Origin of the sequence: Parafrankia colletiae (genome assembly GCF_001854655.1) — a bacterium.
In the GTDB taxonomy this organism is placed as follows: domain Bacteria; phylum Actinomycetota; class Actinomycetes; order Frankiales; family Frankiaceae; genus Parafrankia; species Parafrankia colletiae.
In genome coordinates this window covers 12,197-24,113 of sequence record NZ_MBLM01000150.1, presented here as the reverse complement: position 1 = coordinate 24,113, position 11,917 = coordinate 12,197, and the positions used below count along the sequence as shown (strand labels likewise).

The 11,917-nt window shown below is 71.5% G+C and carries 8 protein-coding genes; 4 read left to right on the top strand and 4 right to left on the bottom strand.

What is annotated here, in order from left to right; translation table 11 throughout:
- Nucleotides 1-467: 467 nt before the first annotated feature.
- On the bottom strand, nucleotides 468-992 hold the full coding sequence (locus tag CC117_RS26825; RefSeq protein WP_071088970.1) for a TIGR00725 family protein: 525 nt from the start codon (nucleotides 990-992) through the stop codon (nucleotides 468-470).
- 272 nt (nucleotides 993-1,264) lie between these two features.
- On the opposite strand from CC117_RS26825, the gene CC117_RS26820 reads away from it, so the two are divergent.
- A complete protein-coding gene (locus tag CC117_RS26820; protein WP_071088968.1) occupies nucleotides 1,265-3,274 on the top strand; it encodes a DUF6461 domain-containing protein in 2,010 nt (669 codons plus the stop codon).
- Nucleotides 3,275-3,373: 99 nt separating this feature from the next.
- On the opposite strand, the gene CC117_RS26815 is transcribed toward CC117_RS26820, so the two are convergent.
- A complete protein-coding gene (locus CC117_RS26815; RefSeq protein ID WP_084132859.1) occupies nucleotides 3,374-4,852 on the bottom strand; it encodes an AAA family ATPase in 1,479 nt (492 codons plus the stop codon).
- A gap of 491 nt (nucleotides 4,853-5,343) precedes the next feature.
- Between CC117_RS26815 and CC117_RS37620 the strand changes: the two genes are divergently transcribed.
- Nucleotides 5,344-5,508, top strand: coding sequence for a hypothetical protein (locus tag CC117_RS37620; protein WP_157905461.1), 165 nt, complete (start codon nucleotides 5,344-5,346; stop codon nucleotides 5,506-5,508).
- A 10-nt stretch (nucleotides 5,509-5,518) separates the two neighbouring features.
- On the opposite strand, the gene CC117_RS26805 is transcribed toward CC117_RS37620, so the two are convergent.
- Both CC117_RS26805 and CC117_RS26800 read right to left on the bottom strand, forming a co-directional pair.
- A complete protein-coding gene (locus CC117_RS26805) occupies nucleotides 5,519-6,466 on the bottom strand; it encodes an SWIM zinc finger family protein (RefSeq protein ID WP_071088965.1) in 948 nt (315 codons plus the stop codon).
- A 6-nt stretch (nucleotides 6,467-6,472) separates the two neighbouring features.
- Entirely contained in the window at nucleotides 6,473-9,745 is a 3,273-nt protein-coding gene (locus CC117_RS26800; protein WP_071088975.1) for a DEAD/DEAH box helicase, read from the bottom strand.
- A gap of 140 nt (nucleotides 9,746-9,885) precedes the next feature.
- Between CC117_RS26800 and CC117_RS26795 the strand changes: the two genes are divergently transcribed.
- Together CC117_RS26795 and CC117_RS26790 are read left to right on the top strand one after the other, a co-directional pair.
- Nucleotides 9,886-11,250 (top strand): mycothione reductase, encoded by a 1,365-nt coding sequence (locus CC117_RS26795; RefSeq protein WP_071088964.1) that lies wholly within the window; start codon nucleotides 9,886-9,888, stop codon nucleotides 11,248-11,250.
- Nucleotides 11,251-11,294: 44 nt separating this feature from the next.
- On the top strand, nucleotides 11,295-11,864 hold the full coding sequence (locus CC117_RS26790) for an Ig-like domain-containing protein (RefSeq protein ID WP_131803145.1): 570 nt from the start codon (nucleotides 11,295-11,297) through the stop codon (nucleotides 11,862-11,864).
- Nucleotides 11,865-11,917: the final 53 nt, after the last annotated feature.

The following is an 11,917-nucleotide window of genomic DNA, read 5'->3' as shown; positions in this document are numbered from 1 at the left end:
CCGGCCTCTTGTCACCAGGTGCCGATCGCGCTTCTGAACCCGTGCACGGGAATCAACCCGCCGCACCGTCATGTGCCGCGGATCCCCGGCCTGCGGACCCACTCTTGCTTCCAGTCCCCCGCGTAGCGTTACCTGACCCGACCAGTTGGATGGACATGGCAGTCCACAGTCCAATCGTTTCCGAGGAACGTCACACCGCGTGCATAGTCAGCCCGCGCGCCAACGCGGACCCCGAGCAAGAAGGCATCCAGAGGATAGGCACAGGCCGACGAATTCCGCAAGCAAGTTCGCGCTTTGTTTCGCGGCCGGCCATCACTCGGACGGGAGGCCGGCGACCGGTCCGGGACCCGCCGAACGCGCTCCGGATCCGGCCGGAAACCACCCCTGACCTGGGTAGCAACCGACCGCCGGGGCGCCCGGCCGGCGGGACGGGCAGCCGGCGGTACGGGCGGTGGATCCACCGCCCGTCATCTGCTCCGGACCACCCGGGCCCGGGCTGCCGCCACCGCACGGGCCACGGCGTCCGCCGGGTCAGCCGCGACGACCACGCCATCGACCTGCTGCTCCGCCACCCGCACCGGCGACCAGTCGAGCCCGAACACCGCCACCCCCTTGCGCTTCGCCAGCAGCACCTCGATGAGGGTGCCCTCGTTGCTGCCGATCACCACGATCGCGTCGGACGAGTCGACGATTATCTCGTTGCGCTTCTGGCCGATGCCCGCACAGACCGCGACGCTCAGGTACTGGTCGCCCTCGGCGCGCTCATGGCCGGGAAGAACCCCGACGCAGGTGCCACCCGCCTCTCGCACCCCTCGAGCGACGCCCTCCATCACACCGCCGAGGCCGCCGCACACCACCTGACCACCGGCCCGCACCAGCAGGATCCCCACCTGGCAGGCGATTTCGTACTGGGTTGGGGTCGCGTGACCAGCCCCGGGGCCGATGACACCGATCTGAACGAGGGCGGCGCGGTCCGATGCGGTGTGGATCATCGAGGCTCCTTCTCGTGAACGTCCCGGCGGATCGGACGGTACGGCCACGGAGCCTCACCATCGCCTCGGCCGGTCCTGATCGGTGGAACCATGCCGGCCGCCCTGCCTCCCCACTGCTGGTCGAGAGCACGGCCGGTGCGGCGCCGAGTGGCGGCGGTCGCCGCGTTTTGTCGGACCTGTATGAAAAATTCGCCGAACGGTGATCCAGCCGCTACGGCGGCGCCGATGTGGCGGTAGCCGTCACCGGCCTGGGGTGACCACGAGGAGGCGGGATGCAGGATCCGAAGGGCGCCGAGGAGCAGGCGGCTGTGGTGCCGGTTGACATCCTGGACGCGCTCGCGGCCGCGGTTGCGGGCGTGATGYCGACGTTGATCGCCCGTATCCCGCCCGAGCCAGCGGCCCAGCTGGGTCGACTCGGCGTTCCCGTGGCACCGGGCGAGCACCGGATCGTGCCCGGCCGGGGGCGTCTCCCGTTCGTGGTACCCGTTCCCGAACGGGCGCCCGGGTCGATGCCTGGCGCCGTCCCCCCTTCGAACCTCCAGCCGGGCCCGGCTCCGGTCACCCGGCCGCAGCCCGGCCCGCGATCATCCTTCGTTTCCGGCCTGCCCGCGAGGCACGCGGAGGCGGGCGCGCTGAGCGCGCTGCGCGGTCTCGGGCAGCTGCTCCCCGAGCGGGTGCTCGGCGCCCTGGAGTTGGCCGTCGACGAGGTGGACCTGCGCGGTGTGCCGAACGGCCTGACAGCCAGCCTGCCCATCCCCGAAAGGAAGCAGGGGTTCGTCACCGCCCTGGTCGGCGGCGGCGGTACCGAGGAGGTGGTAAGCCTTCTCGACCAGCTCCGGCCGGGGGCGAGCGCGCTGGCACACACGCTGGTCCAGGCTCTGGCCACACACCCGGCCATCACCCCGCACCTCGCGGCGGAAACGCCGGTGCCGCCTCACTCCGAGGTGGATGGAGTCAACGCGGAATCCGCCGTCGCAGCGCGGCACGGAGCCGCGTATCTGGCCCTCGCCGTCGCCACGGCCATGGCCCTGCTGCGCGAGCTGGCCGTGYGGATGCCGCCGCCCCGGGCCGCCACGGTCGTCGGCCTGGGGCTCGGCGCGGCAGCCCAGATCCTGGCGGTGGCCCGGAGGCCGTCCGCCTACGAGCAGGCCGCGCTGGCTCGCCGCCGCGCCGAGTACATCCTGCCTCGGCAGGCGTACGGCAACGTCGTCGTGGCTGGTTCCTGCTTCGCACTGACCGAGGCCGCGTTCCCGGCGGCCGCCGCCGCGGACCCGGCCGGGTTCACCGACAACGGTCTGGTCACACCGATCCCTGGCGGTGCACTGATCCGGACCGGCCTCGAGGCCGGTCCGGTCCGTGTGGACCTGGCGACGCTGGCCGGTCCGCCGGACACGGTGGACGTCCGGGGATGGGACGAGGTCGTCGAGGTGAGCTGGACAGCGGCGACCGGATCCGCCGCCGTCCTCGGCCCGGCGCAGGCCCTGCCCGGTGTCACCGCGCTGTCCTGGCCCGGCGGCGTCGCGGATACGACTCCCCCCTGGCCCGGCGACTACCGCCTGCGGGTGCACGTTGCCGGCCGCGACGAGCGGGAGGCCTACGACCACCGTGGGGGCGGCGAATCCTACCGGCTCATCGTGTGGGCCGCGCCGCCCGGTCCGCAGGTCGTCCACAAACGCTCCGACCAGCTCGGATACAGCCTGCGCGGCGAGTCGGCGCCGCCGCGGCGGCCACGGCCCGAGCTGGCCTATCGCTGGGTGCGGCAAAGCCCGGTATTCGAGGCCGCCACGATCACGGTGGTCACGGGCATGGATGTACCCGAGGCGCTGCAGGCGTTTGGCGCCGATCCCAACACGCCGGTGTCGATGACCGAGATACGCGAGGACTACGACGCCTATCCGTCCTGGGTAGCCGTACTCGCCGTCGACGGCGCCGTGGTGGCGGTCGAGGACAACGGCTTCCGGGGCAGCCACCAGGACGTTCTGGAAGCGGTCTCCCTGCGTGGGCGAGCAGCCAGCATGTACTGGAACGTCAACGCTTTGTCGAGGTTGTCGCTGGCCGAAGGTGGGAGACTTCTTGCTTCCTTCGAGCCGGGTCTGGAAGACCCACAGCTCAACGCACCGGCGGCACTGCCGTACCTGAAGGACCTCGACCTGGACGACTACCGCGACAAGATCGCGAAATGTCTTGTGGCTGTCGAACGGTTCACCGGCTACGCCGTGCGGGCCGAAGACCTCGACCGGATCGAGTCGACGGGCRCCGCCTACCTGATCCCGAGCCGCTAGTGCACTACAGCTCAGGCGCCCAGCTGATGAGACAGGCCGGCCTCCAACCGTGCAACTTTCTCGGGATTCTTACGTCGTCGTCCCACTTTGCCGACGGGGTCACCCGAGGAGGCTGGCGACCATGGGGGCTGGGACGGCCYTGACCGGCAGGTCGAGCTCGAGGACGGATTTGGTCGCAAGGATGCCGCGGCCGTACTTCGCTTCGATGCGACGTGCCTCCGCCCGCCAGCCGCTGTCGATCCACTTGGATTCGATGGGGGTCGTCGTCATCGCACCGGCATTGCTGGGAATCCTCACCGGGCCGAGGTCGATCTCGTTGCCGGAACCGGTCCGGACATAGCCGATCGTGTCATCGGCGATCCAGCGTCCTTCATCGATCTGATCGATGGCACGGGCGAGCGTGACAGCGAGCGTCATCTCGCTCAACGCGGTGAAGTCGGGGCGAGGCAGGCCTGGACTGGTCAGCGCCGGCACCCATGCCAGGATCGGATCGGTGAGGTACAGCTTGGGCTGGGTCCCGGCGACAACCCGGCCGTCATCGCCGCGCTGACGGCAGCGCAACGCGGCATGCGAGTTGACCAGGCGGATGATCCTGCGCTCGAACAGGTCACGGTTCTGGTAGCCGAGGTCCGAAGCAGTCGCCGTGAGATTCAGGGGACTCGTCATACGTTCGGCGATGCCGCCGAGCAGCCGCGGGACGGAGTCGGTGGGCGCGTCCGGGTCGACGTCCGCACGCAGCCAGGCGAGCAGGTCTCGCAGGTAGGCAGGGCTGACCGCGCCGGTGCGCTGGTGTTCAGCGACCGCGCGGGGAAAACCGCCGCAGGTCAGGTAGTCCTGCCAGGCGAGATCGAAGTCGTCGACGCTGAACGCGAGCCCGGAAAGGGCCGTGACCGCCGAAGCACCGTCGAGCTCGCCGGGATGGGTGACCGGCGGTAGAGGCAGCTGGGGACGGGTCGCGACGAGGTAGTCACGGAAGCCCATCGGGAGCAGCTGGCGAATGCGGTGCCCGCTGCCGGAACCGGCTCGGCCGGCGAAGAGGTTGCCCTGCACGTCCTCGGTGCTCACCCAGCGGCTGCCGGTGGCGACGACGGTGTCGTCACCGAAGTCACCGRTGTCGCGAGCAGCTTTCAGGACGCTGCTCCAGCCGGTGATTCCGGAGATCTCGTCCAGCAGCCACACCCGACGCCGGCGGGTCGGTGCGTCCACTGACCGGGTCAGTGCACGACCCAGCGTCAGCAGCCGCCGCAGATCGCGTGCGGCCATGCCGTCGCAGGACACGTAGRTCACCTGCCGCGGATCCACGTCGGGGTGAGCGCACAGGCGCGCCGCGGCGTCCAGGACGGCGACCGTCTTGCCGGCTCGCCGCGGCCCGGTCAACACGGTGAGGGTGCCATCGGGCGGAGCCTGGGCGATGTCGTCGAGGATTCGCGTCCGGTAGCCGAGGTCGTAGCCGGCCCGGTCACGCAGTGTGCGGTTGGCTTCCGTCCACGCCGTCGGATCCGTGCCGGCAGCCGTGCTCGCCCACCATGGGTTCGCATCGGCGAGGATGCGCCGCAGCTCATCGTCTCGCATAGCCATGACACTACTCAGTAACACCACAGAGGGGAGGGGGTAAAGCCACCCTCGACACCACAGAAGAGGGGGGGTACGGCGGTACTCGGCACCACACGAGGGGGGTGCCCCGCGCAGACAGAGCGCCCTCCCCGCCGGTCACCTCCTGGATCGTCCGTCCCGCGTAGATGATCATGCATGTGGTGCAGAGTTGCCGGATGGTTCGCCTCATGGTCACTTTGGGTGCCGTGCTCGTCTCCTGCCTGGCGACGACGTCCTGCGGGTCGGCGCCGGGTCCGGTGCCTCCCTGCCCCCTGCTGGAAGTGCGGGAGATCCAGGCCAGGATTGACGCATCCTGGAGCCAGGGCAGGCAGTGGGAATCCGAGGGAAACACAGATGCGATCGGGTGCAACTTCCGATCGCCCAGAGGGTTCGTCACCATCTGGAGTGAGGAGAAAAACGCTGCGGAGTATTACCGGTCATCGCGCGACGCTCCGGTCCAGCAGCCGCAGGAGGACATGGGGGGCGTCGGCTACGAAGGCTACGCCTACACCAGCCCCGGCAACGTCCAGGAGGTCCACCTGCTGAAGGGCGACGCGTACATCCAGGTCATCGTCGGAGCAGGAGCGGTACCAGGCACCGCCCGGCATTTCGGTGATCTCGTAGTTGCCAGACTCCCGTGAATGCCGACCTTTACTGGACCGCGTCGTCCGCACCCGGCGAGTCTGCCTCGTGCTGACCGGTACGAACGTTCGCGCCGGGCGTCGTGAAGATCTGGTAGGTGGGGCGCAGCTCCTCGCGGAGGTCGCCGAACGGTTCCACCACCAGCGGCCCGCACAGCTGCAGCAGGATGTCGGGGCGCCCTGCCGGGGCGTGCTGATCGGCCGCGGAGCCCCGGCGGCCGGCGGGGACCGGCGACGTCCAGAAGGCGGACGGGGCGGTCGGCAGCGGTTCGGCGGTTCCGCCGCCGGCTGAGCCCGTGCCCGGGGAGGCCGGGCTGGCCGGGTCTGACGCCGGGGAGCCGGGCGGGTTGATCGCAGCCGGTGACCCTCCCGGGCCTGCCGGGCCTGYCGGCCAGGAGGAGGTGCGCCTGCCTGTTGTCCCGGCGTGGGAGGTGGATCGCGGGCGGAGGCGCCGGATCTCGGCGAGCAGCGCGTCGCGTTCCCGGCCGCGCAGGGCGAGCAGCGCGAACGGGTCGAGGTTGATCGTGTCGGCGAGCTGGTGGCAGGCCGCCACGAGGTGCGCGCACGGCCGCTGCCAGTCGGTGCACGTGCAGTCCATCGCCAGGTCGTCGGCGCGCTGGGGGAACAGGGAGAGTTCGTGCGCGGCGAAGACGTCCTCGAGGTCCGCGGGCATCGAGCCGGCCAGGAGCACGGCGGCATACCGGGCCTGGGCTGCGAGGGTGTCCTCGATGCGGACCCAGTCGGCGTCGCCGAACGTCCGGACGGCGAGCCGGGGCTTGTACAGGTCGTCACCGCGGTCGCGGACCATCGCGACGACGAGGTTGCCGGATCGCCGCACACTCAGCACCGCCTCGGTGCGCATCAGGGCGCGCCCGGCGCGCAGCGGCTCGGGCAGGCTCATGCCCTCGATCAGTGCGAGGAACCGCGACGACCACCAGGCCCGGCGGCGGTCAGTCATCGACGGTCAGTCATCGACGGCCTCGGGGGCGAGGGCGACGAGATCCCACAGCTCGTCGGTGGACAGCGACGCCAGCCAGCTCTCCCCGCCGCCGACGACGGTGCGGGCCAGCGCGGCCTTGTCGACGAGGATCCGGTCGATCCGCTCCTCCAGGGTGCCCATGCACAGCAGGGTGTGGACCCACACGTCGCGTCGCTGCCCGATGCGGTGGGCGCGGTCCGTCGCCTGCGCCTGGACCGCCGGGTTCCACCACCGGTCGATGTGGATGACATGGTTCGCGGCGGTCAGGTTGATGCCGTTGCCGCCGGCCTTGAGGGAGAGCAGGAAGACGCCGGGACCACGCTCGGCCTGGAAGCGTTCGACGAGTGCGTCCCGTTCGGCGGCGCGCAGGCCGCCGTGGAGGAACGAGACGTCGACCCCGAGCCGGGTGGTGAGGTAGGGGGCGAGCATCGCGCCGAAGCGGGCGAACTGGGTGAAGCAGAGCGCCCGCTCGCCGTCCGCGACGATTCCGGTGAGCAGGTCCTCCAGCCGGGCGAGCTTGCCGGACCGGCCGGGCAGCGACGAGGAGTCGCCGAGCAGGTGGGCCGGGTGGTTGCAGACCTGCTTGAGTCTCGTCATCGCCGCGAGCACCACGCCGTTGCGCCGCACGGTGGACGAGGCGTCCCGCAGCCGCTCCATCATGTCGTCGACGACCGCCCGGTACAGCGACGCCTGCTCCGTCGTCAGTGTGCACAGCTGGCGCAGCTCCACCTTGGACGGCAGGTCACGCAGCACCGTCGGGTCGGACTTCACCCGGCGCAGCACGACGGGGCGGATCCGTCGGCGCAGCCGGGCGGTCGCGTCCGTGTCGCCGTACCGCTCGATCGGCACCGCGTAGCGGGCACGGAAGGACGCGGCCGAGCCGAGCAGCCCGGGGTTCACCGCATGCATGATCGACCACAGGTCGCCGAGGCGGTTCTCCACCGGGGTGCCGGTCAGGGCGATCCGGTGCCGGGCGGTCAGCTGGCGGACGGCACGGGCCTGCGCGGTCGCGGCGTTCTTGATCTGCTGGGCCTCGTCGAGGACGATCCGCTCCCAGGTGACCGCGCGGAACTCGTCGATGTCGCGGGTGAGCCGCGGGTAGGTCGTGAGAACCAGGTCATGCCCGGACGACGCCTCGGCGACCTCCACGCCTGCCGCTCGCCGGCGGGCCTCGTGGTGGGTGTGGACCGTCAGGCCGGGCGCGACCTGCGCCGCCTCGCGCCGCCAGTTCCCCAGCACCGAGGTGGGGCAGACGACGAGGGTCGGCCCCCGGCGCGCGGCGGCCCGGGTGCGCAGCTCCAGCGCCAGGATCTGGATGGTCTTGCCCAGGCCCATGTCGTCGGCGAGGACAGCGCCCACGCCGAGCCGGTCGAGCAGCGCGAGCCAGGCCAGGCCGTCCACCTGGTAGGGACGTAGCCGCACCCCCAGCCCGGCCGGCGGGACGCTACCCGATCCGGCCCCGGACCCGGACCCGGTGCCCGGCTGGCCGGCGGGACCGGATGAGCCGGAAGGGCCGGATGGGCCGGATGGGCCGGATGGGCCGGATGGGCCGGATGGGCCGGTGAGCAGCGCGCCGAGCCAGCCGTCCGCCACCACCTCGACGTCCGCACCGGACGCGTCGTCGCTGCCCGGGCCGGGGCCGAGACCGGTGTGGGCGAGTGCCTCGCCGACGGTCATCAGGCCGCCAGCTGTCTGCCGGGCCAGGTCCAGGCCCGCGAGCTGGCCGGGGTCCACCCGGGTCCACCTGCCTCGGACCTTGACGAGCTCGGCCCTGGCCTTCGCGAGCCCCTCGAGCTCGACGCGGCTCAGCTCGACGCCGCCGAGGCTGACCGCCCAGCGGAAGTCGACGATCTGGCCGAGGTCCGTCGTGACGTCACGCAGAATCGGCGTCACCGGGTTCACCGCCCGCACCGTGAGCCGGGACGCCAGCCGCGCCGGCCTCGTCCACCAGGACGGCACGAACACTCCGAAGCCCTCCTGCTCGAGGGCACCGGCGACGTCCAGGAACCACTGAGCCTGCTCGAGGGTCAGGTCGAGGCCGGCCGGACGGGCCTCGTGCAGGGCCCGGTCCAGCGCCGGCCACACGGCGGCGGCCCGTCCGAGCCCGCCGAGCAGCGACTCCTCGGCGTCGGTGGTCCACGCGGCAGGCCCGGCGCGCCGACGGCGCCAGATCTGGCTGGCCGGCACCTGGACTCCGGGGTCGTCGACCGCCTGGAGCAGGAAGTCGACGCGCCAGGCATCGTCGTCGCCCGGAGACGTCCGCGACAGCACGCCCGGCTCCCCCAGCCGGAAACAGACCCGCAGCGGGGACGTCAACCTGCCGCCCGCACGCCACGTCCCGACCTTCACGGCAAGCTCGCGGGCCGCGGCGTCGGTGGCGGTGAACTGCGGGACTCCGTCGGTGCTGTGGAGGGCACGCAGCCAGCCGGCCGTCGCCCGGGCCAGCGAGGACCGCCGCGCTCCGGGGGCGCCCGCCGCAGGGCGCGCAGGCCGAAACCGGCCCCGCACGTGGGCATCCACACGATGGTCGAGCGCGGCGCCCAACGCCTCGGCCGGATCGCTCCCCACAGCCAGATCCGCGGTCGTCTGATCCGCGGTCGCCGGGCCCGAAATCGCCGGGCCCGCGGTCGCCAGGTCCACAGCCGGCGGGCCCGCGGCGGCCCGGAACGCCGGCGGCATGGCCGCGAGCAGCTCGTCGAACCGGTCGGCATCCGGCCCGGTGAGGACGGGTGACCAGCGGGCCAGGGGCCGCGCCCCGTCCCGGCCGACCGCCGGGAGGACCCGCCCGCGGTCGACCAGATCCACCGCGAAGGCGTCGACGGCCAGCAGGAACAGCGCGGACGCCCCGAGCTCGAACGCCCCGCCGGGTTCCCACCACGGGCCGGGCGCGGGCAGGACGTCCGGACGGATCGTGTCGACCACCCAGCGGCGGAGGACCGGGAGGTGGGCGTCCGCGGCTGGCCTCTCCCCCGCCAGCCCAGGCGCGTCATCCGCCAGCACCGTTGCCGTTGCCGTTACCCTCGCCGATGCCAGCTCCGGCGACGCCAGCGGCCCGGCGGCCGTACTCGGCAGCAGCACGGCAAGCTGCCCACCGGTGGCGGACCCGCCGGTGGCGAGCGGCGCCAGCTCCGCGGAGCTCGCCGCGAAGGGATGTGGTGACGGCGCTGACCCCCGCGGCGCCTGCTCCCAGCGCCGCGTGTCCTCAGCCCACAGCCAGGCCCCGCCGGTGGGCGCGCAGATGCCGTGCACAACCAGCATCGGCACTCCCGGAGCCCCCGCTCGGGTACCTCCGCAGGGCTCACCGGCGAGCTTACGTAAGCATCGGACGGCCATACCATCGCTCTGGTCGAGAAGCCGCCGGTCTGACGGCTCGAGCCTGACCCGGAGGGCTGCGCCAGATGAGCCACTACGACCTGATCGTCCTCGGCGCGGGCAGCGGCAACATGCTACCCGGTGACGATCTGCGTCACCTGCGCACAGCGATCGTCGAACCGGACCGCTTCGGCGGCACCTGTCTGAACCGGGGCTGCATTCCCACGAAGATGTTCGTGGTCGCCGCCGAGGCGGCGTCGAATGCCCGCGCCGCCACCCGGCTGGGCGTCCACGCGACCGTCGACACGGTCAACTGGAAGGAGATCCGGGACCGGATCTTCGGACGGATCGACCCATTGCACGAGAAAGCGCTCGCCTACCGGCGCGAGAACGGGATCGACGTGTACACCGAGCCGGCCCGTTTCATCGCCCCGAAGACCGTGCTCGTCGGATCCGAACAGCTCACCGCCGACACCTTCGTCGTCGCCGCCGGCTCCCGGCCGAAGCTGCCGCCGATTCCCGGGCTGTCGGACGTCCCTCATCACACGTCCGACACCGTGATGAGAATCGACGAGATCCCCCCGTCGATTCTCATCGTCGGGGGTGGGTTCATCGCGGCGGAGTTCGGCCACGTGTTCGCCTCGTTCGGCTCGCAGGTGACCATCGTCCAGAGCGGGCCGCGGCTACTCATGGCCGAGGACGAACAGGTCTCGGCGGCGTTCACCGAAGCCGCCGCCCACCGGCACCGCCTCTTCCTCGAAGCCCAGCTCACCGCCGTCCGCCCGGACGGCGCCGGGATCGCCGCCACCGTGGCCGGCCCGGCGGGCGAGGTCGACGTCCACGCGGACCTGCTCCTGATCGCCACGGGACGCCGCCCCAACACCGACCTGATCGACGCCGCAGCCGGCGGCCTCACCCTGGACGAACACGGCCACGTGGTCACCGACAAGGAGTACCGCACCGGTGTTCCCGGCGTCTGGGCACTCGGCGACATCGCCAACCACTTCCAGCTCAAGCACATGGCCAACGCCGAGGTGCGCGTCGTCGCCTACAACCTGCAGCACCCCGGCGCCGAACGTGGGCTGACCAGCACCGTCGCTCCCCATGCGGTGTTCACCGAACCGCAGATCGCCAGTGTCGGCCTCACCGAACAGGACGCCCGCGCCCGCAACGTGGACCACATGGTGGCCCTGCGGCGGTACTCCGACACCGCCTACGGCTGGGCGCTGGAGGACACGACCGGCTTCGCGAAACTCCTCGTCGACCCCACCGCCCGRGCCCTGCTGGGCGCCCACATCTTCGGCCCGCACGCCGCCATCCTCATCCAGCCACTCATCCAGGCGATGTCACTGGACCAGACCGTCGACCAGATCGCCCGAGACGTCCTCTACATCCACCCAGCCCTCACCGAACTCGTCGAACAGGCTCTCCTCGAAGTACCGCGACCGTGAGGATCGAACAGCCTGACCGCAGGCACAGCGCGGTGACGCGCCTCATGGCTGGGCCCACCGGGCCCGCCCTGAGCGCCTGCCAGCCCGTGTCAGGATGTCCGGGTGGCGGCCCGGCGCCGACGACCGCCCCAGCCGACGAACGCCTGATCCCGATGGGAATGATCTCCCCGTCCCAGAGGCACGAGGGTGAATCGGTCACCGTGAACATCGCGCTCAGCATGGTCGGCGCGAGCCATCCCACCCTGTCCGGGACTGTCGAGATTGTCGTCGACGACAGTATCCGCGGCACCGTGACACTGAAGCCCGACGCCGGGCAGGGCACCGCCACCTGGACGGTCGAACTCCCACACGGAGTACACCGTATGAGGGCCGCATACAGCGGCAACGAGTTCTACCAGTCCGTCGGCTTCAGCAGCGGGCTGACCATCCAGAACGGCCGGCTGGAGGTCACCCCACCCGAGCAGATCGCGGCAGGGCCGCCCTACACCGTGCAGGTGAAGGTCGTCCCGATCAACGGCGCGACGGGCACCCGTCCAGAACGGTGCGCGTGTCCCACGGATTCTGGCCCGACCAGGCGACGGCCACCCTCGACGGAACCGGCAGCGCCGCCATAACCCTCACCGCGTCCTTCCCACCGAGCACCACCCCGTCCGCCCTCATGATGTAC

Coding starts and splice junctions, on each gene's coding strand:
- CC117_RS26825 (WP_071088970.1), bottom strand. CDS start 992: ATGATCCACACCGCATCGGACCGCGCCGCCCTCGTTCAGATCGGTGTC.
- CC117_RS26790 (WP_131803145.1), top strand. CDS start 11,295: ATGGCTGGGCCCACCGGGCCCGCCCTGAGCGCCTGCCAGCCCGTGTCA.
- CC117_RS37620 (WP_157905461.1), top strand. CDS start 5,344: ATGGGGGGCGTCGGCTACGAAGGCTACGCCTACACCAGCCCCGGCAAC.
- CC117_RS26800 (WP_071088975.1), bottom strand. CDS start 9,745: ATGCTGGTTGTGCACGGCATCTGCGCGCCCACCGGCGGGGCCTGGCTG.